Below are 25881 nucleotides of genomic sequence, written 5' to 3'. Positions count from 1 at the left end.
TTCGGAAGCCGTTGCCGTTTGTAACAAATAAAAACCTTTTATTTCAGCAACATGAGTCGCATTCTGTTGCGTGCCAAGGGGCCCTCATCAACAGTGTTCGCTCCTCTTTATCGATCCCCCTGTTGCGACGATGCGGGGTAGCATTTCTCTATTTCTCTATTTCTCTATTTCACTTTCAAGACGCTGTCGTTTTCGCAGGTCAGGAAAGAGTACCATCCATAGGCCGACCACCAGCAGCGTCCCTACCCCACCGAGTATGGCTGCGGGTACCGCACCCATAAACGCCGCCAGTAAACCTGATTCAAATTCACCGAGTTGGTTAGATGTATTCACAAAAATACTGTTTACCGCGTTAACCCGTCCGCGCATCTCATCCGGCGTATCTAATTGAACTAAGGCACCTCGAATCACCATACTGATCATATCAAAGCCGCCAAGCCCGATAAGTGCCAACAGGGAAAGCCAGAGCTGGTTGGAGAGCGCAAAAACCAGCGTGGCCGCACCAAATCCCGCGACAGAGATGAACATAATCATGCCGACATGCCTCTCCAACTTGTTACGGCTTAGCCAGATACCGACAAGCAATGCGCCGATCGACGGCGCACCGCGTAACAGACCAAGTCCCCATGGGCCCGTATGCAAAACATCTTTAGCAAAAATTGGCAGCAGCGCGGTAGCGCCGCCGAGCAACACTGCAAACAGGTCCAGGGAAATGACACCCAGTAACTCCTTACGCGCACGAATAAAACTGATACCGGCAAAGAGTGTTTTCACCGTTGCCGGTAAGCGCGGCTGTGGGGGCCTGACATAGCGTATCCGGCTGACCAGGATAATCGACAACAGATAAAACGCGGCGGCTACGCCATACACAACATCAGGACCGGCAACGTATAGAAACCCGCCAAGTGTCGGCCCAATAATCACCGCCGCCTGACCGCCGACGGCGTTAGCCGCCGTGGCGCGTGCCAGCATACCCGGCGGGATCAGCGAGGGCAGCATCGATTGCATCGCGGGTCCTTCTATTGCTTTGGCGACGGCAATGATAAAGACCAGCCCCCATAACGCATTTTTATCCGACCATTGGTATACCGTTAGCAGAATCAGACCAAGTAACGCTCCCCACTCCAGAATCTGCCCAACCAACGCGATGCGCCGACGATCGTACCGATCGGCTAAATGTCCGGCCGGAAGAGCCAGCAGGACCGAAGGCAGGAACTGCATCAGACCAATCATGCCGAGCGCCATGGCGCTGTTGGTCAGGGCATAAATTTGCCAGCTCACCGCGACGGAAAACATCTGAAAACCGAACGACGAACAGGTCCGACCCAGCCAGAACGCAGCAAACGCAGGATGTCGCAGCAACGAACTCTCCGTTGCTGTCTCAATAAATTTCATTTTCCATCCCCCTCTTCGCCCCTTTTCGGGCGACAGCGTTGCTGGCTGCGTCGACGATTAACCGATCGATTATTTATGGCCAGTGGCCATTATTAATATGTTATCGATTACAGGGTGCGGGATTTTTTCAGGCGAGGCAACGACAAAGCGTACATCTGTGGGGAACCACTTCTTTCATTTTTCAAAAAGTTGGAATAGGCGGTGAGAGGGGTTTTATCGGTAAGACCGTCAGGATATGGGGTGCTCATGCGGAATATTATCCGCATGAGCACCGAGCATTAGGCGGGTGCAACCCCCTGTCAGAACATCATCACCATCCATGGGTAAGCAATCAGCATCATCGCACCGAGGAAGATGGCTCCGAAGATGGTTCCCAGACGCCAGTAATCTTTAGTGGGCAGATAGCCGCTACCGTAGTAAATCGGGCTTGGCCCCGTGCCATACGGCGTAATAATTCCCATCACGCCCAGTGAAGTACACATCATCAGGCAGAAAACCGGCATATTAATACCCGGAATCGAAGCGGCAATAGTCAGCATCGCGGGTAGCAGCGCGGTAGTATGTGCCGTGGTGCTGGCGAACAGGTAGTGCAGTAAGAAAAAGGCTATCAGCAACACGACCGCGGATATCTGAGGGTCGTAACCCTGCAATAACATTGCACCCTCTTTACCGAGCCAGGCGATAAAACCAACGCGCGCCAAACCATCCGCCAGCGCCACCAGGGTCGCGAACCAGGCAAAGGTATTCCAGGCAGCTTTATTGCTGGTGATGTCGTTCCAGTTGAGAACGCCGGTCCACAGCATCAGCACAATGACCAGAAGTGCGGCCATCGCAGGTTCAATCCACGCGGTGGCAAAAATCCACATAAACAGCGCACAGCAGACAAAAAACAGCAACAGCATTTCGTTACGGGACAATTTGCCTAATTTTTCCAGCTCGCTGCTGGCCCAACGCGGCACTTCATCGTTAATTTTCACTTCTGGCGGGTAGAACCAATACGCCAGTAGCGGCATAACCATTATCAGTAAAATGCCAAGTGGCAGGAACGCGATAAACCACATTCCCCAGGAGATATCAAAACCAATGACGCTTTTAACCAGCGCCAGTGCCAGCAGGTTAGGTGCCAATGCCGATAAAAACATCGAACTGGTAATACAGGCGGCTGTAATTGCTACCCACATTAAATAGGACCCGATCTTACGGGCACTGGGGTCGTTAGGTTTTGAACCATAAAGCGGCGGCAGGTTTGCAATAATCGGATAGATGGTGCCCCCGCTGCGCGCGGTGTTTGATGGCGTGAAAGGTGCCAGCAGCAGGTCAGCAAAAGTAATGGCGTAGCCTAATGTCAGGCTGCGGCGACCAAGATATTTCACCAGAATTAGCGCCAATCGCCGACCGAACTGAGTTTTATCGTAACCGGCTGCAAACATAAACGCGCCAAAAATAAGCCAGACGGTCGAGTTACCAAAACCGCTAACCGCCCATTTAAATGATTCGTTCGCCAGCTTGAACCCCGGGGCAGCCAATTCAGTCGGACTGAACAACACCCACGGGCTAAACAGAGCAATCACCACCACCCCCGTCAGGCCAATTACTGCACCCGGCAATGGCTCAAAAATCAAACCAATAATCACGCCGACGAAAATAGCAAAGAAATGCCAGGCGTAAGGTTCTAATCCTGCAGGGACCGGCACCAATAATAAAAGTACGGCGACTAAAACGGGTAGGAACAGCATTATAAGGTGTTTCTTTTTCCCTGAAGAAGCGGTGGCGCTTTTTCCGGGTTCACTCGTGGCGGAAACTGGTTTCATAGTATTTTATCTGCAAGTTATTGAGAATTTTTTTCGTCGTTGGCATGCCCTGCCCTGCTATTAACAGAAGGCTGCGCAACGGTTTTAAATATTTTTGTTTTTACATGAGTAACTATTCATATATTTTATCTGCAAAGATAAGTTCGAGCTATTCTATATGGTTATTAAAATAATGATCTTATGAAAAATTTTCAAAAACAACATGTTAAGATATCGTAAGTTTTATTAGAAATGTGATGTTACAATTCACATGTATTTATCTTATCGCATTTTAGCTCGCATTTATAAAGATGCAAATCTACAACAGGCTATTGACTTACTATGATTATTTTAATTTTAATGTAGAAATAAATGTTGCTTTCTTCGAATGTTGCCCTGTGGGCAAAGGCGATATTAATATCATTTGAATTCGACCGTTAACCTACAGAAGGCGAAAAGTCAAACAATTAAATTACTCTATTATAGTTATCTAAAACTGTTACATTAACAATACGATACAGTACGGCTGAAACAAATGAAAGCTAACATGTTTACTGCAGAATTCAAGATTTTTAATTGCTTTGGAGTTGACCATAAATGAATACTCTCACCCCGATTCTTAATCCGCTCACTCTGCCGAATGGCGCGGTACTGAAAAACCGCCTGTTGATGGCGCCCATGACGACCTGTACTGGATTTTATGATGGTACGGTCACCAGCGAATTGGTGGAGTATTACCGTTCTCGTGCCGGCAGCATTGGTAGTGTTATTGTTGAGTGCTGCTTTATCGATACCAAAGGCCCGGCTTTCCCGGGTGCGATTGGTATTGACAGTGATAATAAAATCCCGGGATTGGCGAAAATTGCTGATGCGATTAAATCAAAAGGGTCAAAAGCTATTCTGCAGATTTATCACGGCGGCAGGATGGTCGAGCCAGAATTAATTGGTGGTAAAACTCCGGTCGCGCCCAGCGCTATCGCCGCGCCGCGCGAAGGTGCAACCACACCGCAAGCCCTGACGGCTGAAGAAGTCGACGTGATGATCACGAAATTTGGCGATGCGGTAAACCGTGCGATTAAAGCTGGATTTGATGGTGTTGAAATTCATGGTGCCAACACCTACTTAATTCAGCAGTTTTATTCGCCAAACTCCAACCAACGTGACGACAAATGGGGCGGTAGTCGCGATAATCGTGCGCGTTTCCCGCTGGAAGTTCTGGAAATTACGCATAAAATGGCAGAACGTTTTGCCGATGCGTCATTTATTATAGGCTATCGTTTTTCACCAGAAGAAATTGAAGTTCCCGGCATTCGCTTCGATGACACAATGTACCTGCTGGAGAAGCTGGCCGCTCGCGGGCTGGACTATGTGCATTTTTCCGTTGGCCAACTGCTTCGCTCTTCTATTGTTGATATCAATGATCCGACACCCCTGATTGAAAAATACCGAGCCATGTGTTCAGAAACATTGGCAAAAGTCCCGGTGATCGGTGTGGGTGGCGTGGTGAATAAAGCGGACGCCGAGAACGCGCTGCAACAGGGCTATGATCTGGTTGCCATCGGTAAAGCCTGCATTGCCTATCCGGACTGGGCCGATCGTATTATCAAAAACGATAGCCTTGAACTTTTTATTGATAGTACCCGCCGTGAAGCATTGACCATCCCGGAACCCTTGTGGCGTTTTTCACTGGTTGATGCAATGATCCGTGATGTAAGCGCCACCGGACGTAAATACAAAGCCGGTGTATACCAGGAGAAAGTGGAAGCTGAAGCGCTGAAGCTGAAAATTAACGTTACCCTGGATACCGACCGTATTACCGATATCATTCTGGTTCCGGACGATACGCTTGACGTTGATTTTACTACCACCTTTGAAAGCCTCCGTTCGCGCATTCTGGTTGCTAACAGCCCGCACGTTGATGCAATTACCGGCGCCACTACGCAAAGTGAAGCACTGAAAAAAGCGGTCTCGCGCGCGCTGGCAACGTCCAGTAAAGAACACGTTATTGAAGAAGGCGGTAATCCTCAGGCGCCGCAAAACTATGATGTCGTTGTCGTTGGCAGCGGCGGCGCAGGCCTGGCTGCAGCAATTCAGGCCAGTGATGCCGGGGCTCACGTCGTCATTATTGAAAAAATGCCAACTATCGGTGGCAACACCATTAAGGCATCGGTTGGAATGAACGCGGCAGAGACACGCTTTCAGAAAATGAAGGGTATTGAAGACAGCAAAGAGCTGTTTTATGACGAGACGCTGAAAGGCGGCAAATTTAAAAACAATCCTGAATTATTGAGAGAGTTTGTTGAACTGGCACCTGACGCCATTGAATGGCTGGACGGCAACGGTATTGCGCTCAACGATATCACCATCACCGGTGGGATGAGCATTGATCGTACTCACCGCCCAGCTGACCGCTCTGCTGTCGGTGGTTTCCTGATTAGTGGGCTGGTGAAAAATATTAATAAGCGCAATATTGAGGTACTGCTGGAAACGTCCGTTGCGGAAATTCTGTTTGAGGACGGTGTCGTTACCGGGGTTAAAGTGGTCGATGAATATAACGACAGCCGCATCCTGAATGCAAAAAGTGTCATTGTTTCTACCGGTGGTTTCAGTGCCAACCGCGAATTGGTCGTGAAGTATCGTCCGGAGTTGGATGGTTTTGTGACCACCAACCATAAAGGGGCTACCGGCAGCGGCATCGCTATGTTGCAGAAGATTGGCGCGGATACCGTGGATATGGGCGAAATTCAGATTCACCCTACCGTGGAGCAAACCACGTCATACCTGATTTCCGAATCGATTCGCGGTGGCGGCGCTATTCTGGTCAGCCAGGCAGGTAAACGTTTTTACAACGAGATGGAAACCCGCGATAAAGTCTCCGCTGAAATTATTGCTCTACCGGAGAAAAGCGCCTGGGTTATTTTTGACGAGCAGGTTCGGTTAAATAATAAAGCAGCCGATGAATATCTTGCCAAAGGTTTCGTTGTCAGCGCCCCAACCGTTGAGGAGTTGGCTGTCAAACTGAATATGGATCAAAATAGCCTTGCGGCAACCCTTGAGCGATATAACCAGTTTGTCGAAAAGCAGGATGATGAAGATTTTGGCCGTAAGACTGCGCTACGTCACCCGCTTAACCAAGCCCCGTTTTATGGCATTTTGATTGCTCCCGGTGTGCATCACACGATGGGCGGTGTCACGATTAACATCGATACCGCCGTGCTTGACAGTCAAAAACAGCCTATCAGAGGTGCCTGGGCAGCCGGTGAAGTGGTGGGCGGTATTCACGGTGCAAACCGTATTGGCGGGAATGCCGTTGCCGATATCATCATTTTCGGTATTCTTGCCGGTCGTAACGCGGCAGAGTACGCGTTGGCCAACTAAAGGTCTTCACCGATCGCCGCGCGCACGGAGGGGCGCGGCGTGTACTCACGAGGTCCCTTTTCGTTCCGGAGGTTGGGTGCCAATAATACCTGGCATCACCTCTTTCATCAGATCAAGAAACTTACGTAACCGCGTAGGATAGAAACTGGCGTAAGGATACAGCAGATAAATCGGCAACGGCGGAGCTTGCCATTCCGGTAAAACCTGCTGCAACTCCCCGTTTGCCAAATCTTCTTTTACGATCCATGACGATACCATCGCCACCCCCATTCCGCTTAACACCCCTTTACGTACGGCATATAAACTATCGGTACTGAGCCGCGGTGCAATGTTAAAACTGCAGACTTTTCCGGTCGCTCGATGATGCAGTGTAATTTCGTTTCGATAAAGGTTGCTTAGCGCTAACCAGGGCAATTGAGCAAGTTCTGAAACACTATGAACCGGTGTGTACTGTGGCGCAGCAACCAAAATACGAGGCACTTCGGCCAGTAACACGGCAACCACGCCTGAGTCGGTCACGTTACCAACATGGATGGCACAATCGATCCCTTCAGGAATAAAATCAGGCGAATGATCGTTAAGCGTCCATTCAATACTGGTTTGCGGATAGCGGCGCAGATAATCCCGTAGCGGGTCAATAAGTTGATCCTGCCCGAAGGCGTGCGGAGCCCGCACACGCAATATCCCTACCGGCTCATCACGCATGATGCTCACCTCAGCTTCCAGAATTTGCCAGTTTCCGATTAGGGTACGCGCGTGGCGATAACACCGCTCACCATCTTCTGTGAGCTTCATACTGTGCGTAGTACGCTGAATTAATTTTACCCCAAGCAACTGCTCCAGTGCCTGAAGCCGCCGGCTTATTGTTGGCTGGGATGCGCCTATTTGTAACGCTGCGGCAGAGAGACTGCCGCTCTCAACAATGCGTATAAAGGTGTGTAGCAGGGTTATACGATCGCCGTGCTGAAAGACATTTTTATTCATACGTTATATGTATAACAGTATTACCTGTATGCTGACTACCCTTTGCATACAATCATCACCAGAATAGCCCCGTCATAGTACGACTATCTTTAACTTACCGGGACCATCCATGAGTCAATTACCACCTGCAACACGCACCGCAGACGCGACACAGAATGCGCTGCCTAAAAAAATAGTGTTTCTGCTGGCCGTTGGGGGCGGATTAACGGTGGCTTCCATTTATTACAGCCAACCGATGCTGGGTAATATGGGGCATACCTTTCATACCAGCATTGGTGAGATCGGGATGGTGCCGATGCTGACGCAAATTGGCTACGGGCTGGGACTGCTGCTGCTCGCCCCGTTGGGTGATCGTCATGATCGTCGCCACATTATCCTGCTGAAAGGGTTGCTACTGGCACTCACTCTGCTGCTGTGTGGTTTTTCATCGTCTTATCATTTATTACTGCTAAGCAGTCTGGCGATCGGGCTGACGGCAACGGTGGCACAGGATATTATCCCCGCCGCCGCGATCCTGTCCCATGAAAGCCGTCGCGGTAAGACGGTTGGCATGGTGATGACAGGATTACTCGCCGGGATACTGTTGTCACGAGTATTTAGCGGCATTGTCGCTGAGTATTTTGGCTGGCGTAGCGTATATGGGCTGGCCGCTTTGGGGGTATTAATCGTTACGCTGCTCATGCGCTTTATGCTCCCCGCGTTTAATCCTCAGACTCAGTTAGGCTATCCTGCCCTGCTACGCTCGCTTGGCAAGCTCTGGGTTGAGCATGCCGCTTTACGCTATGCCGCCCTGGCGCAAGGCCTACTGTCCGTGGCCTTTAGTGCTTTTTGGTCCACGCTGGCGCTGATGATGTTTGAGCGCTATCAGTTAGGCAGTGCGGTTGCGGGCGCCTACGGCTTGGCTGGCGCTGCCGGAGCGTTGGCTGCCCCATTAGCCGGTGCCCTGGCCGATCGGCACGGGCCAAACTACGTGACAAAGGTCGGTGCGTTTATTGTGGTCGTTTCTTTCGCACTCATGCTACTGCTACCGGTGTTATCTGTACCGGCACAATTGACGCTCATTGCCCTCTGCGCCATTGGTTTCGACCTCGGTATTCAGGCAACGCTGGTGGCACACCAGAGCATTATTTATGCTATCGATCCCGCCGCGCGCAGCCGCATTATTGCAGTGATGTTTACCGTGGTATTTATTGGTATGGCGGTGGGTTCGGCGCTGGGGAGCAAAGTACTGGAAGGCTTTGGCTGGGAAGGTGTCGTGATACTTGCGACAGTTGCCGCCATTGCGGCGCTGATTATTCGTACTTTAGCCCACGCCAGACAATCATAATGTCCGACGTACAGCCATGCTCAGTGGCTGTACGTAAATGATCTCGTGTTGGAAATGACTGTTAACACGTTTTCCTCGCCGTACTGACTTTCGATTTGCCCGTTGATCTTGAAGCTGTATCGTCAGTTCAACTTGAGAATGTACCGAATTGACATTCCATTTTTGACATTTTTATAATCACGCTCTCTTTTCATAAACGATAAGCTAATGAAAATTACTCCAGGCTACAGTACGGCTGTTAATCACATGCCGGAAAGCGACAATCATCAGACTCAACCTTCGCCCCCCTCATCCCAGCAGACTGCCGAACGACACTTACCGGAAAATCTTTCCTCTCCAGGGAAGCGTGCGCTGTTACACGCTCAGGCAAATATGCTACAGGCAAAACTGTCACAGGAGACTAATTTGCCCGCAGGCCCCCGATTAGGAACGTTAATGACGCTCAAAGGAGAACGGCAAAATGTCTTTAACCAGTTTATTTCCGGGGGAATAAAATATCCGGAGGCAAAATTTCCCGGCGTCAGAACATTATTGCAGGCGACGCTGGAACAGGGACTGGCCCATGTCGTCTTTGGAAGTAAACCCGCGTATATGGGTTATCATAGCGTGCTCGCAGATAATCAAGGCGATCTTTCCAGCGCGCTGGAGAACATTCAGCAGGGGCGGAATCTCAATGAAAACTTCTCTGTAGTCAAATACACCGCCGATAAGCTTTGTACTCCTTATGACGCGACGTTTGTTATTAACAAAAAAGCGATGTTTGAGACGATAAGCACGAATGCGGATGCGCTGGGAATTAAAAAGGACCCCGATAGCGTTAATAAGCTGATGGCATCGATTTTTAATGGATCGTCGCAAGTTTTTACTGACGAAGTAAAGCTTGGCATACTGCTCGGGTTTGGTGAAAAAAACGCCAGAACCTATGTGCAGCGCACCCAGCAGCTTACGCAATATGAATCGCTGCCGGATGACGAATATAATGAAAAAGTCAGCGCGCTGGATGCAAGTCTTGGCACATCGACCACGCAGAACGAGCTTGCGATGAAAACCTATAATGAAGACATCACCGTTCCGATGCCCTGGCTGGGGAGAATGTGGGATAGTGATGAAACAACCAAACTGGCGGAAGACGGACTGAAAGAGAGTGCCAGTTTTGATCTGCAGGCCCGAACTCTCCATGGAAAACGTCTGACTAAGGATCCCGACGCAAACTATGCAGATACGTTGGTTGAACTTATGTCCAATCGACTTTATCGCTAAGCACCTTAAAGCAACGACAGCCGTGTGAGAGCCCTCTTTTCCTGCGGGCAAATATAAAACCGTGTGTACTGGATATCTGTCAATACACACGGTTTAGTTTGACGGGTTCACAAATTCACAGGTTTAACGCTGTGGTTGTTTCCGCGCTGGCGCATCACCGGCGACATAATAGCGGGCTGTACTGCGTGGTAACGGGTCACGACCACGAATATTATCGGCAATCTTCTCACCGATCATAATGGTGGTGGCATTAAGGTTACCGGTAATAATTAACGGCATGATTGAGGCATCTACCACGCGCAATCCTTGCATACCATGTACGCGACCTTCCGCGTCCACGACGGCCATTTCATCATTCCCCATTTTACAGGTACCGCAGGGGTGATACGCGGTTTCACCATGATTACGGACAAACTCATCCAGTTGCTCGTCGGTCTGGCAATCCGTACCCGGGCTAATTTCACGGCCACGGTAGGGATCCAGCGCCGGCTGATTGATGATTTCACGCGTAATACGAATCGCATCGCGGAACTCCTGCCAGTCCTGGTCGTGGGACATATAGTTGAACAAAATGCTCGGATGCTGGCGGGGATCGAGCGATTTTAACTGGACGCGCCCGCGGCTCGGTGAGCGCATAGACCCCACATGGCACTGAAAACCGTGCTCTTCAACCGCATTCGTACCATTGTAGTTAATCGCTACCGGCAGAAAGTGGTACTGGATATTTGGCCAGGCAAACGCTTCCCGACTGCGAATAAATCCGCCGCCCTCAAACTGGTTACTGGCACCAATACCGCTACCGTTAAATAACCACTCTGCACCGATTTTAGGCTGATTCCACCATTTCAGGGCCGGATAAAGTGAAACCGGCTCCTTACACTCGTACTGGAGATACATTTCAAGATGGTCCTGAAGGTTCTCACCGACACCGGGTAGATCCTGGACAACGGGGATATTAAAGCGTGCCAGCAGTTCTGACGGTCCCACGCCGGATCGCTGCAAAATTTGCGGCGAGGCAATCGCCCCCGCGCACAGCAGCACTTCTTTTTTAGCCATCGTCTTATACAACGTGTCGCTATCGCCGATCAGATACTCGACGCCGACGGCACGCTTGCCTTCAAACAGAATGCGGTTAGTTAACGCATGCGTCACAATTTTCAGGTTGGAACGGCCCTTTGCCCTATCCAGGTAACCTCGCGCGGTACTGGAGCGACGTCCATTCGGCGTGACGGTACGATCCATTGGACCAAACCCTTCCTGCTGATAGCCGTTCAGATCATCGGTGCGAGGATAACCCGCTTGTTCACCCGCTTTGATCATCGCTTCAAACAGCAGGTTATTGCCTGCTTTCGGCGTAGTGACACACACCGGACCTTCACCACCGTGGTAATCATTGGCCCCGATATCGCGCGTTTCCGCTTTACGGTAGTACGGCAGACAATCAAGGTAGCTCCAGGTTGCCAGGCCAAACTCGCTGGCCCAGTTATCAAGGTCCATCGCATTGCCACGGATGTAACACATACCATTGATCAGGGACGAGCCGCCCAGGCCTTTACCCCGGCCGCACTCCATGCGGCGGTTATTCATATAAGGCTCAGGTTCAGTAAGATAGGCCCAGTTATAACGTTTTCCCTGCAGCGGATATGCCAGCGCAGCGGGCATCTGCGTACGGAAATCAAGACGGTAATCCGGGCCACCCGCTTCCAGCAGCAGCACACGGGTTTCACTGTCTTCGGTCAGACGTGTCGCGAGAACATTTCCTGCGGATCCGGCTCCAATAATAATGTAATCATATTCCATTAATTTTCTCCTCAGGTTAAGTGAATCAAAATACAGACTGAAAAGGTGCTAACTCGATTTGTACCGATTTTACCTGGGTATAATTCTGTAATGTCATCAGCCCATTTTCACGCCCGACACCCGAGTGTTTATAGCCGCCAACCGGCATTTCCGCGGCAGATTCGCCCCAGGTATTCACCCAGCAGATACCGGCTTCAATCTGATGAATCACCCGGTGAGCACGATTCACATCGCGGGTGACAATCCCGGCCGCAAGGCCGAAATCCGTGTCGTTCGCGCGACGAATCACCTCTTCTTCTGTCTCCCAGCTCAGGATCGACATCACCGGACCAAAGATCTCTTCACGTACAATGGTCATCTCGTCGTGACAATCGGTGAACACCGTGGGCGCCACCCAAGCCCCTTCGTCAAATCCTTTACCGGTCAGCCGCTTACCGCCAGTAAGCAGGCGGGCACCCTCTTTAATACCCGTGTCGATATAGCGCATTACGCTATCGCGATGGGTAAAACTCACCATTGGGCCAAAATTGGTTTGTGGATCGCGCAAATCGCCAGCGCGGATACGCGCCACGCGGAGAGCAATTTTTTCTTCAAACGCTGTTTTCTGGCTGGCATGGATAAAGACACGCGTGCCATTAGTGCAAACCTGACCGGAACTATAAAAGTTCGCCATCATCGCAATATCGGCGGCCTGGTCGAGGTCAGCATCCTCAAAAATGATTAATGGCGATTTTCCGCCCAGCTCCATGGTGACGTCTTTCAACGTTGAACCTGCGGCATTCGCCATCACCTTCTTGCCACTGGCGACCCCGCCGGTGAAAGAAACTTTATTAATGCTTGGATGCTCAGTCAGCAATTGACCCGTGACGGCACCGGTACCGGGCAGGACATTAAACACCCCGTCAGGCAAGCCCGCCTCGCTATAGATTTCAGCCAGTTTTAACGCGGTCAGCGGGGTGACTTCGCTTGGTTTGAAAATCACCGCGTTGCCCGCTGCCAGTGCCGGTGCTGATTTCCACAAGGCGATCTGGATGGGATAGTTCCATGCGCCGATAGCGGCAACAATACCCAGCGGTTCACGGCGGGTATAAACAAACGAACTTTCGCGCAGAGGAATTTGTTCACCTTCCAGTGCTGGCGCAAGACCCGCGTAGTATTCCAGCACATCTGCACCGGTGACGATGTCCACACTGGTGGTTTCGCTTAGCGGTTTGCCCGTATCCAGCGTTTCCAGCTCGGCCAGTTCGTCATTGCGATCGCGCAAAATATCAACGACGCGACGGAGGATACGTGAGCGCGCCATCGCCGTCATAGACGACCAGATTTTTTGGCCTTTTTTCGCTGCGGTAACAGCGCGTTCTACATCTTCAGCACCCGCAGCATGGACTTTCGCCAGCACTTCACCGTTTACCGGGTTGATTGTTTCAAACGTTTCACCGCTTTGGGCAGCAACGTAAGCACCATCGATGTATAACTTCTGTTCTGCGAATTGGGTCATTATTTCTCCTTCGTCAGTTTTTTTTCACGTCAGCCAACTGCTGGCGGATAAATTGGGTCGTCAGTTTTCTGGCGACCCGTTGATCAAACGGTTTGCCGCTCAGTGCGGCGCGAAGCCATAAACCATCGATCATTGCGGCCAAACCGTAACCGGCTAAACGCGCCTCCTCTTGCGAAAGGTCTTTTTTAAACTCAAAGATTAATGTGCTCAACAGACGTCCACTGCTGACGCGTTCCAGCCGATTGAGCTGGGGTTGATGCATGCTGCTGGACCAAAAATCAAGCCAGGCTTTCATCGCCGCGCTGTGGACCTGCGTTTCGTCAAAGTTCCCTTCAACAATGGCACACAATCGCGCTTCTGCACTGGCCCCCTGCAATGAAGCCAACCGTATCGCAACCGCATCTCGCAGTTGGCGAGTCACATCTCGCATCGTGGCTTCAAGCAGCCCGTTCTTGTCCTTAAAGTAGTGACTGATAATGCCGGTTGATACGCCCGCACGCTTAGCGATCTGGGCAATGGTGGCGTAATTCAACCCAACCTCGTTAATCGTGCTCAGCGTTGCATCAATCAGTTGCCGACGCCGAATCGGCTGCATTCCTACCTTGGGCATAACCCCAACTCCACAAATATTCTGTGTCTCTATTTAAACTTTTTTTGATTGTTCGTTCAATATAAAAAAAATGTTGTTAATATGTATACAGTGAATATAGTTTGGTTAATGGATTTCCACCCGGCTATTCCACTCATGTAATTTGTTGTAATTTCAACCAGAGGCAATTGATGACTAATCCACCTTCCAGTGAAAAAGACAAAATCAACCCCGTGGTTTTCTACACTTCCGCCGGGCTGATTTTGTTATTTTCCCTGATGACGATTTTGTACAGCGATCTCTCCGCACGCTGGATCCTGCGCGCGGTAAACTGGGTTTCAGCCACTTTTGGCTGGTACTACATGCTGGCAGCCACGCTCTATATCATCTTTGTTCTGTTTATGGCCTGTTCCCGTTTTGGTTCAATCAAACTGGGTCCGGAACAGTCAAAACCCGAATTCAGCGTATTGAGCTGGGCGGCCATGCTGTTTGCCGCCGGCATTGGTATTGACCTGATGTTTTTCTCCGTCGCGGAGCCGGTAACGCAGTATATGCAACCACCGGAAGGCGCGGGGCAAACGCTTGAAGCCGCACGCCAGGCGATGGTCTGGACGCTGTTCCACTACGGACTAACCGGCTGGTCAATGTATGCCCTGATGGGGATTGCGCTGGGGTACTTTAGCTATCGTTATAATTTGCCGCTCACGATCCGTTCAGCGCTCTACCCTATTTTTGGCAAGCGTATCTACGGGCCTATTGGCCACTCTGTTGATATTGCTGCCGTCATCGGCACCATCTTTGGTATCGCCACGACGCTGGGCATTGGCGTAGTACAGCTTAACTATGGACTGAAGGTGCTCTTTGATATTCCGGAAGGACTGGCTGCTCAGGCCGGGTTAATTGTTCTTTCGGTTATCATTGCCACTATTTCCGTGGTATCGGGCGTGGACAAAGGGATTCGTATCCTTTCTGAACTCAATGTTGCGCTGGCGCTTGGACTCATACTGTTTGTATTGTTCTTCGGCAATACGGAGTTCTTACTCAACGCGCTGGTGTTGAACGTGGGTGATTACGTCAACCGCTTTATGGGTATGACGTTAAATACTTTCGCCTTTGATCGTCCAACAGAGTGGATGAACAGCTGGACGCTCTTCTTCTGGGCATGGTGGGTTGCCTGGTCTCCATTCGTCGGGCTGTTCCTCGCCCGTATTTCACGCGGTCGTACCATCCGTGAGTTTGTTCTTGGCACGCTGATTATTCCTTTCACCTTTACCCTTTTGTGGCTTTCAGTATTCGGTAATGCCGCGCTGTATGAAATCATTCATGGTAATACGGCATTTGCCCAGGAAGTGATGGCCCATGCAGAGCGCGGGTTTTATAGCTTGCTGGCGCAGTATCCCGGTTTCACCTTTAGTGCTTCGGTCGCCACTATTACCGGGCTGCTGTTCTATGTCACTTCAGCAGATTCTGGCTCGCTGGTGTTGGGCAACTTCACCTCAAAGCTGAAGGACATCAATAGCGATGCGCCCAACTGGCTGCGGATTTTCTGGTCTGTCACTATTGGGGTATTAACATTAGGAATGTTGTCGACCAACGGAATTACCGCGTTGCAAAATGCCACGGTGATAATGGGGCTGCCATTCAGTTTTGTGATCTTCTTTGTGATGGCAGGCCTGTATAAGTCGCTGAAGGTAGAAGACTATCGTCGCGTCAGCGCCACGCGTGATACCGCCCCTTATCTGGCCACCGGACATGATCGTCTGAGCTGGAAGAAAAGACTGTCACGCCTGATGAATTATCCAGGCACCCGCTATACCCGCGAAATGATGGCAAGCGTAGTGTATCCGGCAATGGAGGATGTGGCGAAGGAGCTGCAACTGCGTGGCGGTAAAGTCCATCTTGAAAGTATGCCGCCGGATGAAGGTGAAAACCTGGGACACCTGGACCTTCGGGTGCACCTTGGTGAAGAGCAGGACTTTATTTATCAGGTTTGGCCACAGCAGTATTCTGTACCAGGATTCACCTATCGCGCACGTAGCGGTAAGTCAACCTATTACCGGCTGGAAACTTTTCTGTTGGAGGGCAGCCAGGGCAATGATCTTATGGATTACACTAAAGATCAGGTGATTATTGATATTCTCGATCAGTATGAACGCCATCTGAACTTTATCCATCTGAATCGTGAAGCGCCGGGCAATAACCTGAGCTTCCCGGATATCTGATCCATTACTCACTTCTCCGGGCGGAGTAAGATTCCCGCCCGGCTTCTTTACTTTCTAAAGCGCATAATGACGCGCTTTCCGAGATACCCCAACGTCCTTAATCTTTTATATGCAGTGAGCGATCGTGCTGCTTGCGGTACTCTCCGGGTAACTGACCGATGGTTCTCTGAAAAGCGCGGCTAAAAGCTGAAAGTGACTGATATCCGACATCGTCGGCCACCCTCTGCAAGCTCTCTCCTCTCTGTAACTTTTGACACGCCAACGACATACGCATGATACGCAGTGCCTCACCAGGTGTATAACCTGAACTTTCCGTGAAACGCTTGCTAAAATGCGCCCGCGACATGCCCATTGCCGCGGCCATTTCAGAGAGTGTCCATTCCCGCACAGGGTCAAGTGCTATTTGCGCCAGTAGGGGCAGAAAATCCGGTCTATTTTTTAGCGTATATAACGTTTCAGGTAATGGTGTCGTTTCCGTATATTGGCGCAGCGCAAGAAAAAGTAAAATTTCCGCCATCCGGGATAATACACTCTCACTCGGATGCGATCTGTTATATGTTTCTTCATATAACAGATCAATTATTTTCCGCACATTATTACTTTCCACATCCTGAGCGCGTAATATTATCCAGGATGGCAGGACAGAAAGTATTATCGGCGTCATCGTCGAACTGAAATGAAAAAATCCACATATCAGACCGGTTCCAGCGTCCTGCGTGTGCGCTATTGGCAACATCTCTTTTCGTCCTATTCTGGAAGCTTCATCACGCGTTTTACCACTGGATAAAATAAAGGGGATGTCGCGCAACATAAACAAAACATCCCCACGCGCAAGCCTGTGTGCAGAAGAGGTTTTATCAAGGTGGAGCCAGCAATCACCCTCGGTGACTATGTGGAAACTTGCTCGTGAAAAGCCAGCCGCGCTGGTTTGCCAGCTGCCGCAATATTTTCCAACGTGAAATATGGAACTTTCGACACCCAAATGTGCTAATAACCAATCATTATTTTTCATATTAAAATCATTCTAAGAAAAAGACGTTTGAGCAAAACATCATGCGCTGGCGGCATTGAGAAGGACAATTAAGTTGATGATACTGAATCCTCCCTTACATAAGCGAGATAACATCATGTCAAGAACGATACTGCATACTATCGAAAGCGCACCTGAAGCTTCACGGCCTTTTCTGGAAAATGCAAAAAAACAATCGGGATTTATTCCCAATCTACTGGCAGCATTAGCCAATTCACCCGAATCAATTAATACCTATATCACAGTTTCGGGTATTAACAGCAAAAACAGCCTGAGCGCCTCAGAAAGAGAAGTGGTGCAACTCGTTGCGGCCACACTCCATGGCTGTGGTTTTTGCGTCGCTGGTCATAGCGCTACGGTGGAAAAGAAAGCATTAATGAATGAAGCCGACCTTCTTGCATTACGTCAGCAGCAAAGGTTACCCGATGCGCGCCTTGAGGCTGTTGCCGCCTTTACCCGTGCGGTTATCCTGAAACGTGGTGCGGTCAGTGACGCTGAGTATCAGGCCTTCCATCAGGCTGGATTTGATCAGCAGCAGGCGCTCGATGTCATTCTGGGCGTCAGCCTGGCAACACTGTGCAACTTCGCCAATAGTTTTGCGCAAACACCGCTCAACGCCGAGCTTAGCCGCTGGGAATGGGATAATAATCAGTAGTCGCGCATCTTACTCTTTACAGGAAAACTGCCATGCCTGATACCGCCTTACGTCACTGGTTAGATGAAAGGGCCAACTCGCTTGACCAAACTGCGCTTGACGCGGCTGCCCTGCTACCTCGTTTAGCCGATTCCGGGTTATTTCGTATCGGCGTACCTGAAAATGTTGGTGGTAGCGGAGGCACGATCAATGACGCAGTGGTCGCGCTTAGCGAGGTCGCCAGCCACTCCATGACCGCTGCTTTTGTCTTTTGGGGGCATCGGGCATTTATCGAGCTTCTGCTGCAAAGTGCCAATACAGAATTACGCGATGCGCTGCTTCCACGGTTACTTGGCGGTGAGTTGGCAGGTGCATCTGGGTTATCCAATGCGATGAAATTCCTTTCTGGAATTGAGTCGTTACAGATCAATGCCGATGCCGATGCCGATGATGTATATCGCCTGAATGGTCAAATGCATTGGGTGACGAATCTGCGACCGGATAATTTCGTTGTCGCTACCGCAGTTCATGATAACGTCAGTCATCGTCCTTTTATTGCCGTACTCCCTTCTGATAGAGCGGGATTAACCCGTAGCGACGATTTAGACTTGATGGCACTGCAGGGCAGTTACACCGCGGCAATTAAGCTGCAAAACGTTAAGGTGACAAGCCGGGATATTTTACATAACACCGCCCCGGCTTTTCTGGCGCAGGGACGTCCCGCGTTTCTGGGGCTACAGTGTGGCATGGCGCTGGGCGTGACATCACGTTCGCTGGAGCAGACTAAAAACCACCTTGGGCGTCAAAACATTTTGCATGATGAATGGCAGACGCTGCACGATTCGCATCAGCTGCAGCGCTCGCAACTTTTAGCGGGATTAACCAGCGGCGAATTTCTCCAGAATCCCAAAGCGCTATTCCGCATACGAATTAATATGGTTGATACGGCCAGCAAAGCGTTACAGCTGGAGCTGCTGGCCAGCGGCGGTAAAGCTTATCTGACGGAAACCGGGAGCCAGTTCGCCCGGCGCTGGCGTGAGTCTGCTTTCTTACCCATCGTGACGCCAGGTATTGTCCAGCTACGTCTCCAGTTAGCGCGGGAAAACGCATGAAACCACTGTTAAATGCCAGCGGCATTGAAATTGGGTATGCCGAAGGATTACACCAGCAAACTCTACTGACGAATTTTAGCTTTGCGCTAGCCCATCGTGAAGTGGTGACTATTTTGGGGCCTAGCGGCGTGGGGAAATCCAGTCTGCTCAGAGTACTGGCCGGACTAAGCCCGGCACGCAGCGGAACGGTCTACTATGAAGACCACCCGCTTTACGGGCCCCATCCACACCTTTCTGTTGCTTTTCAGGCGCCCAGCCTGATCCCCTGGCTTAACCTGGAAAAGAATGTGGCATTCGGTCTGGATTTTAAACGTCAGCCTCATCTCACTAAACAGGAGCAGCAGAAGCGTATCGACGAGGCCATTCATGCCGTGGGCCTGGATACGCATCGGCGAAAATTTCCGTCACAGCTGTCGGGAGGAATGGCTCAGCGTACCGCGCTGGCCCGCAGCCTTGCCCGCCAGCCCAAAGTTTTATTTCTTGATGAACCCTTTGGTGCGCTGGATGAAGTAACACGAACCGATATGCAGCACCTGCTGCTGTCGGTGATTCGCCAACAGCAGACTGCTGCCGTAATGATCACACATGATATTGATGAAGCGTTGCTGATCTCAGATCGCATTATTCTGTTAGGCGGCCACCCAGGACAAATTATCGGCGAATGGGTGCTGGATTTCCCTCACCCGCGTGATGAACTGCTGGATGAGCTGGGAGAAATGCGCATCACTATCCTGAAAACATTGCGCCACGAACGTGAATCGCTCAAGCATCAGATGGGGTAACAAACATGTGCCATAACTGTTTATCAATTTCACGACGCGAATTTCTTAAAATTAGTAGCTTACTTACCGTTGCCGGTGCTTTACCGCTGATCAATATGCAGCGCGCCCGCGCAGCGGAAGAGCCGGATGCGCCGGTACGTATTGGGTATTTACCCATTACCGACGCGGCACCACTGTTAGTGGCACATGCCAACGGCCTATTTGATCAACAGGGTATCAAAGCAGAACGTCCGGTGATGTTACGTAGCTGGTCGCAGGTGATTGAAGCGTTTATTTCCGGTCAGGTGAATGTTATCCATCTGCTATCGCCGATGACTATCTGGGCACGCTTTGGTGCCCAGGTTCCGGCTCAGGTAGTGGCATGGAATCACACTAACGGCTCAGCGCTCACCGTTGCTCCTTCGATTAATAAGGTTGAGGATCTGGCAGGAAAAACGCTCGCGATACCCTTTTGGTACTCAATCCATAACGTGGTCGTGCAACAAATCCTACGCCAGCATGGTCTGGAGCCTGTCACGCGTAATGCGCAAGGGAAACAGGTTAATCTGGTTGTGATGTCACCGGCCGATATGCCGCCGGCGCTGGCCAGTCAGCGTATTCAAGGCTATATCGTCGCAGAACCCTTTAATGCACTGGCTGAAGCCAACAGTATCGGAAAAGTGCTGCGATTTACCGGTGATATCTGGAAAAATCACGCCTGTTGCGTGGTATTTATGCACTCTCAGGATCTGCAGCAACGGCCAGAATGGTCGCAAAAAGTGGTTAATGCCCTCGTTAATGCACAACTTTGGATCCGCGATAACCGTGCTGAAACAGCCGCGTTGCTGGCAAAGAGCGCCGCTAATCGCTACACGCCGCATACCGAAAGTATCCTTAAGCAGGTGCTTGCTCCGGAGACGCAAGCCTGGCAAAACTATACGACTGATGGCGCGATCATCCACCCTGACTGGGAGGAAAAACGTATTGATTTCCAGCCTTATCCCTACCCGAGTTACAGTGAACAATTGATTGAGCAGTTGAAGCATACGCTGATTCAGGGTGATAACGCGTTTCTGTCTGCGTTAAATGCCAAACAGGCGACACAGCAATTGGTCAATGACACTTTCGTACGTAACAGTATTGCTGCGGTTGGTGGAATGTCACGGTTTGGTCAGCCGGATAGCTTTAGTCGCGAGGAGATTATCCGTCTGTGAATAAAAAATGGCTAAATATTGCTTCGGGCGTCACGGGGTTGGCGCTGCTGCTGCTGTTCTGGTGGGTGATAACCCTCAATAACAGCGGGCTGATGGAACGCTTTAAACCGGATGCTGCGTTTATCAGCCTGTGGCAGTTGCTGCACGGCGCTGAGTTGCAATTACATATTGAAGTGAGTCTGTTGCGGGTTGCAATCGGCCTGTTTTTTGCGCTGCTGATTGGGGTGCCGATAGGATTACTGACCGGATACTTTCAGCGACTGGAAGCACTGACGTCTCCGGCTTTTCAATTTTTACGGATGATCTCTCCGCTCTCGTGGATGCCACTGGCCGTGATGATATGGGGCGTCGGTGACAGGCCTATCTGGTTTCTACTGACCTTCGCCGCCGTCTGGCCGATTATTATCAGCACCGCCAGTGGCGTTCGCCAAATCGATCGCGGTTGGCTGGCACTGGTCCATTCGCTGAGTGCGACACGGCTGGAGACGCTATATCATATTATTTTACCCGCCATTATCAGTCCGGTATTAACCGGTATCCGGCTGGCGATAGGCATCCTGTGGATTGTCCTGGTGCCCTGTGAAATGCTGGGGGTTAATGCTGGATTAGGCTATTTCATCCTTGATACACGTGACCGGCTGGCCTATTCCGAGTTGATGGCCACCATTCTTCTGATCGGCATTTTAGGTTTCTTAATGGACTATCTCGCTCGCCTGCCCGCCCGTTACTGGGCTGCGCGGCACGGTTAGCGCTGCCGCCTTGGACGCCGATGTCAACTCCCCCGTACAGCGCTCAACGTTCCCTGCAGTTTTGACAAAGATCGCTGGTAACATCGCCTCAATCGATGATATAGCTGAACCGGCCCAGCGGTAGCGAGATACCGAAAAACGGTTAATGCTGCTGTAAATCGGGCATTGTTGTTAAATATGGAATTATCATATTAAAGAAAGCCCCTTTATTCCTGCTGTTAAAGCACTAAGATTAGCTTGTAAATCACGCCCTACAGGCGCGTTATCCCTAAAACAGGAGAGCTTTATTATGACAACAGCAAACAAAACGGCGCTGGTAACAGGCGCATCTCGAGGCATTGGCCGCGCTATCGCTTATCGCCTGGCTGAAGATGGCTTTTCCGTCATCGTTAACTATGCGGGCAATGTTGCCAATGCTGATGAAATCGTTGCAAACATAAAAGCAAAAGGTGGTAATGCCGTTGCAATCCAGGCGGATGTCGCTAATGAAGCGGACGTTAGCCGCCTGTTCCGTGATGCCAAAGCGTTCACTGGCCAGTTGGATGTTGTCGTTAACAGCGCCGGCATTATGCCACTGGCGAAAATTACACCTGCCGCCATCGCTGATTTTGATAAAACGATTAATACCAACCTGCGCGGTGCATTCTTGATTCTGGCCAACGCAGCAGAAACCGTAGCCGATGGAGGAAGAATTATTGCTCTGTCCACTAGCGTAATTGGGAAATCCTTCCCAACCTACGGACCATACATCGCCTCTAAAGAGGGTGTGGAAGGTCTGGTCCGCGTTTTAGCCAACGAACTCCGTGGCCGCAATATTACCGTGAACGCTGTCGCACCGGGTCCAACCGGAACTGAGCTGTTCTTCAATGGTAAAACTGAAGAGCAAATCAATATGATGGCTAAACTGGTACCACTGGAGCGTATCGGGACGCCTGAAGAGATTGCCAGTGTGATCTCTACGCTGGCCGGTCCGGATGGCGGCTGGGTCAACGCGCAAGTTATTCGCGTTAACGGCGGTATGGTATAAGTTTTGTCAGAGATAAACGCTGTCTGAATATCTTGACGGCTAAAACGTATCCTCTGCCAAAATAGCTATCGTCTGTTGCGCTCCCAGGCGCTATGTAAAAATCCTGACGCGATATTTTCCATTTCAGCTGTTTTTGCTGGAACAGAGGAAAAGAGTGAGCCCGGCAATATGCCGGGCTCAGTAGCAGAAAGAGGCGATATATGTCCCTTTTTGCGGTTCTCTTTCAAACGGTTCGTAACCATCGCATCACCTGCTTTCTTTCCCCGTGAACCATGTCCGCTCACAGCGATAACCACATATTGTTGCCCGCCCCCATACAGTTTGACGGCGTTGCTCTCCCCCTGCCGGGAGCACAGGATAAGCCACTTGTTTCTAAATTCGGTTGAGGGGCATCACAGGCCATGTGTACAGACGCGTGATCTGCTCAAACCTTTTCCACGATGTGCGGTGCTGTCGCAGAAAATTGGCCGAAAGACTGATAGGTTTTTGTGTCAAACAGAGAGACGATTTCAACCTGGTCCATGGGAATGACATGTCGGAAATGCTGTAGGTTAAGTGGTTCAGAATCAGCGGAGATATCTTCGCTGAGATAAAGTTCGTAATAGCGATGCTGCTCATGATAGCAGAGCGTATCTTTGTCACGATAACCACTGATATAAGGGATAATCGCCAGATGTTGGGTATGGGTATGTTCTATGCGTGGCGCAGCAACATAACCAATGTACACTTTGCGTGATTTAAGCGTAACAAAAATTAGCTTGTCTTCGTCAATAGCCTGTACCAGTAAAGATTCAATGCCATCCTGCGCCGCTACTTCACGGTAAGCTTCCAGGCGCTTCACTTCATCCTCAATGTCTTTTTTCGCATGATTGCCGGCTTCATAGGCTATAAGACCTGACATACCGAATGAAAGCAGCAAAAAAAGAGGATAAGACAAGACGTTAACATCCGCTAACCAGGAGTAAAAATCAACGTGGATTCCAGGCCAAATCAACCCAAACAAATTGAGGATGGTACTGAGGAGTAGCAGTACTAAAAAAAGACCCAGTACTGAGCCGAAGCCCTGAATTACGAATTTACTGCCGTGCATTGCAACATAAAAATAAGAGGCCCAGCCGTTACTTCTGGCCTGACGAATTCGGGACGGATAGTGATTCTCCGTGTACCAAAACCCACACACCAGCACGATCATTATGATCAATGGCCCCATCGATTATCCCTGTCTGTTGTTCGCCAGTTCTTCCATCCGGGCACGCATGGAATCTCGCACGTGCTGATTATTCATGTTTAATGATGCATTACCGTTAGCATCCGTCGTGATCTTGCTGTTATTCGATTGCTGTATATCCTGACGAATAACGCCCTGCATCATTTTGCCAGGTGCAGCTAACAGCTTACGGAAAAGTTCACTCATACATCCTCCTGACAGGGTACCGCCTCATGTCTACTAAGGGATATTACCCTCCTGTTTAGGTATAGAACAGCACAGAACGCAAAATACGCACTGAAAATAACGTAAATACGGGATCGTTGTAGGAAAATGACTATCACAGAATCAAATGCTCACGACAAGTCTTCAGACTCATCCTGCCTGAAAAGCCAGCATGAGTCGGTGCGCTACCATCAGGCAGAATGTATCCCGCGCTATTAATGGTCAGGGGAATGGGCATTTTTAGCGTTTATTCCTGCGTTTGATTTGCCTTAATGCGCGGTAAAGTCCCTCCATCCTCGGTTATATATCCGCTAAAAAGCAGGCCATAAGCCCCCTTCGCGGATAGGCACCGTTTCATCAATACACGATAGCTTTACCCGGATACGTTTTTTTAGCCATCCGGCGAAAACACAGGGTTCGTTTCTCCGATACCGTCGTATGAGGGCCTTTTTACGTGGCAAGCGCATTATTACGCAGTGGAAACCCGGAGTCTTTACTCGCTTTGGGGGAAAATGGACAGCCGGTATATGCCTCTGCGCTGCAAATCCGCGAAACGTTACGTCTCAAAAACCAGCAAATCATTGCCGATTGTCTGGCCATTCCCCAACCAAACGAGTTGGGCGACAGGATTGATTGGTACGCACCCTTTCACGGCAAAATCACATCATGGAATGCTGCCAGTGACGGAGCGCGTGCCTCGGCCATACATCAATTAGAAGCGTGCAGAATCGGTATTAACGCCCTGATTGCACACGCCGCAGCGGCGGAAAATACCGCCATGCAACGTTTTGCTGCGTTACTTGGTAACGCCCTGCAATTTCCTGATAGTCATTATATTTATTTGGTGAACGGAAAACCGATCGTTACGTTCTGGGGGTTTGTCACACGCGATACCCCTCCGTGTCATGATGTGCTCGACAGTTTGCGTGCCAGCGTGCATGCCGAGGTCCCCTTTTCCCTCACTGTGACAGAACCAAATGGCATCGTTTCCCCGCCTGCCGGAACAGATACGACGGTGGCGGTAAACGTGCGCAGAACCGGCTGGAAACGTCTTTGGCTATTTTGGCCGGGAATGATCGCCGTTGTTAGCACTCTTGTGCTGGCCAGCCTGTTGTCAAAACCCGGGAAACCTTCCGATGTGATTAATCCCAGCCCGGTGCGTTACCCCGCCGTAAATACCGTTTTACTGCCTGTTACCCTCGCGACTCTGGCTGCGGACCGAAAAGCAGAAACTCTGCCACCGGCTCCGGCTCCGGAACGTACGGCAGACAATCGCCCGGAAACGGTAGCGTTAGATGATAGCCGTGCCCTGGTAATGCCGCCCGCAGCGGTCAAAATCGGTTCCACTGCCTTTCTTAACGGCAGTTGGCGCGTCACGCTTACGATCGCTGGTCTGCCAACCGGTAACGCGCCTGGCCTGAAATACCGCTTATATAACGGGAAAGGAATAGCCAGCATCCTGCAGGCTGATGGCATTCGCTGTAAAGCAGATATCACCAGTGGATTAATGCGATCCGGCAAGTTGGTCATCAATAGCCGTTACACCGCTCGTTGTAGCGATAAATCGCGTTACAGAATGCCGGAAATCATCTGTAAGGCAACACCGACTGCCGCACGCTGTGAAGCACACTACGGTGAAACAGTTTTTCCGATAACGATCAAACGTGAAGGCAAATAGT

The 25881-nt window shown here is 50.4% G+C and carries 20 protein-coding genes; 11 read left to right on the top strand and 9 right to left on the bottom strand.

Annotated elements, in window-relative coordinates; all coding sequences use genetic code 11:
• Positions 1-156 precede the first annotated feature (156 nt).
• Together J1C60_RS09270 and J1C60_RS09265 are read right to left on the bottom strand one after the other, a co-directional pair.
• Positions 157-1395 (bottom strand): MFS transporter, encoded by a 1239-nt coding sequence (locus J1C60_RS09270; protein WP_128174442.1) that lies wholly within the window; start codon positions 1393-1395, stop codon positions 157-159.
• 299 nt (positions 1396-1694) lie between these two features.
• Positions 1695-3206 carry an anion permease gene (locus J1C60_RS09265; protein WP_128174443.1) on the bottom strand — a complete coding sequence of 504 codons (1512 nt, stop codon included), beginning with the start codon at positions 3204-3206 and terminating at the stop codon, positions 1695-1697.
• Between the two features lie 576 nt (positions 3207-3782).
• On the opposite strand from J1C60_RS09265, the gene J1C60_RS09260 reads away from it, so the two are divergent.
• On the top strand, positions 3783-6563 hold the full coding sequence (locus J1C60_RS09260; RefSeq protein ID WP_128174445.1) for a flavocytochrome c: 2781 nt from the start codon (positions 3783-3785) through the stop codon (positions 6561-6563).
• Positions 6564-6608: 45 nt separating this feature from the next.
• On the opposite strand, the gene J1C60_RS09255 is transcribed toward J1C60_RS09260, so the two are convergent.
• Entirely contained in the window at positions 6609-7547 is a 939-nt protein-coding gene (locus J1C60_RS09255; RefSeq protein WP_128174447.1) for a LysR family transcriptional regulator, read from the bottom strand.
• A 109-nt stretch (positions 7548-7656) separates the two neighbouring features.
• On the opposite strand from J1C60_RS09255, the gene J1C60_RS09250 reads away from it, so the two are divergent.
• Positions 7657-8874, top strand: a complete 1218-nt coding sequence (locus J1C60_RS09250; RefSeq protein WP_128174449.1) for an MFS transporter — start codon at positions 7657-7659, stop codon at positions 8872-8874.
• A 207-nt stretch (positions 8875-9081) separates the two neighbouring features.
• Positions 9082-10134 carry a hypothetical protein gene (locus J1C60_RS09245; protein WP_128174451.1) on the top strand — a complete coding sequence of 351 codons (1053 nt, stop codon included), beginning with the start codon at positions 9082-9084 and terminating at the stop codon, positions 10132-10134.
• Positions 10135-10257: 123 nt separating this feature from the next.
• Here the strand turns inward: J1C60_RS09245 and betA are convergent, their stop codons facing one another.
• The 3 genes from betA to betI are packed head-to-tail and all read right to left on the bottom strand — an operon-like array spanning position 10258 to position 14042.
• The gene (gene betA / locus J1C60_RS09240) at positions 10258-11934 is read right to left on the bottom strand and encodes a choline dehydrogenase (protein WP_128174453.1); all 1677 of its coding nucleotides are present in this window, start codon (positions 11932-11934) and stop codon (positions 10258-10260) included.
• A 25-nt stretch (positions 11935-11959) separates the two neighbouring features.
• Positions 11960-13432, bottom strand: coding sequence for a betaine-aldehyde dehydrogenase (gene betB / locus J1C60_RS09235; RefSeq protein WP_128174455.1), 1473 nt, complete (start codon positions 13430-13432; stop codon positions 11960-11962).
• A 13-nt stretch (positions 13433-13445) separates the two neighbouring features.
• A complete protein-coding gene (gene betI, locus J1C60_RS09230) occupies positions 13446-14042 on the bottom strand; it encodes a transcriptional regulator BetI (RefSeq protein WP_128174457.1) in 597 nt (198 codons plus the stop codon).
• Between the two features lie 170 nt (positions 14043-14212).
• Here betI and J1C60_RS09225 point away from each other — a divergent pair, with 170 nt between their 5' ends.
• Positions 14213-16243 (top strand): choline transporter, encoded by a 2031-nt coding sequence (locus J1C60_RS09225; protein ID WP_128174459.1) that lies wholly within the window; start codon positions 14213-14215, stop codon positions 16241-16243.
• A 97-nt stretch (positions 16244-16340) separates the two neighbouring features.
• On the opposite strand, the gene J1C60_RS09220 is transcribed toward J1C60_RS09225, so the two are convergent.
• Entirely contained in the window at positions 16341-17255 is a 915-nt protein-coding gene (locus J1C60_RS09220) for an AraC family transcriptional regulator (RefSeq protein WP_128174461.1), read from the bottom strand.
• Between the two features lie 115 nt (positions 17256-17370).
• Between J1C60_RS09220 and J1C60_RS09215 the strand changes: the two genes are divergently transcribed.
• The 6 genes from J1C60_RS09215 to J1C60_RS09190 all read left to right on the top strand — a co-directional run bounded on the left by J1C60_RS09215 (position 17371) and on the right by J1C60_RS09190 (position 22770).
• A complete protein-coding gene (locus J1C60_RS09215; RefSeq protein WP_128174462.1) occupies positions 17371-17928 on the top strand; it encodes a carboxymuconolactone decarboxylase family protein in 558 nt (185 codons plus the stop codon).
• A gap of 32 nt (positions 17929-17960) precedes the next feature.
• Positions 17961-19019: an acyl-CoA dehydrogenase family protein gene (locus J1C60_RS09210; protein WP_128174464.1), complete on the top strand. Its 1059-nt coding sequence runs from the start codon at positions 17961-17963 to the stop codon at positions 19017-19019.
• A complete protein-coding gene (locus tag J1C60_RS09205; protein WP_128174466.1) occupies positions 19016-19801 on the top strand; it encodes an ABC transporter ATP-binding protein in 786 nt (261 codons plus the stop codon). The genes J1C60_RS09210 and J1C60_RS09205 overlap by 4 nt, the downstream gene beginning before the upstream one ends.
• A gap of 5 nt (positions 19802-19806) precedes the next feature.
• On the top strand, positions 19807-20994 hold the full coding sequence (locus tag J1C60_RS09200; protein ID WP_128174467.1) for an ABC transporter substrate-binding protein: 1188 nt from the start codon (positions 19807-19809) through the stop codon (positions 20992-20994).
• The gene (locus J1C60_RS09195) at positions 20991-21743 is read left to right on the top strand and encodes an ABC transporter permease (RefSeq protein ID WP_229655805.1); all 753 of its coding nucleotides are present in this window, start codon (positions 20991-20993) and stop codon (positions 21741-21743) included. Before J1C60_RS09200 ends, J1C60_RS09195 begins: the two co-directional genes overlap by 4 nt.
• A gap of 289 nt (positions 21744-22032) precedes the next feature.
• On the top strand, positions 22033-22770 hold the full coding sequence (locus J1C60_RS09190) for an SDR family oxidoreductase (RefSeq protein ID WP_128174469.1): 738 nt from the start codon (positions 22033-22035) through the stop codon (positions 22768-22770).
• A gap of 424 nt (positions 22771-23194) precedes the next feature.
• Here the strand turns inward: J1C60_RS09190 and J1C60_RS09185 are convergent, their stop codons facing one another.
• The gene (locus J1C60_RS09185; RefSeq protein ID WP_128174471.1) at positions 23195-23980 is read right to left on the bottom strand and encodes a hypothetical protein; all 786 of its coding nucleotides are present in this window, start codon (positions 23978-23980) and stop codon (positions 23195-23197) included.
• Positions 23981-23983: 3 nt separating this feature from the next.
• Complete coding sequence (locus J1C60_RS09180) at positions 23984-24184, bottom strand: hypothetical protein (protein WP_128174472.1); 201 nt, start codon at positions 24182-24184, stop codon at positions 23984-23986.
• Positions 24185-24656: 472 nt separating this feature from the next.
• On the opposite strand from J1C60_RS09180, the gene J1C60_RS09175 reads away from it, so the two are divergent.
• The gene (locus J1C60_RS09175; RefSeq protein ID WP_128174474.1) at positions 24657-25880 is read left to right on the top strand and encodes an SrfA family protein; all 1224 of its coding nucleotides are present in this window, start codon (positions 24657-24659) and stop codon (positions 25878-25880) included.
• Position 25881 lies beyond the last annotated feature (1 nt).

The sequence above is a fragment of the [Pantoea] beijingensis genome, assembly GCF_022647505.1.
In the GTDB taxonomy this organism is placed as follows: domain Bacteria; phylum Pseudomonadota; class Gammaproteobacteria; order Enterobacterales; family Enterobacteriaceae; genus Erwinia; species Erwinia beijingensis.
This window is presented reverse-complemented; position numbering and strand designations above follow the sequence as displayed.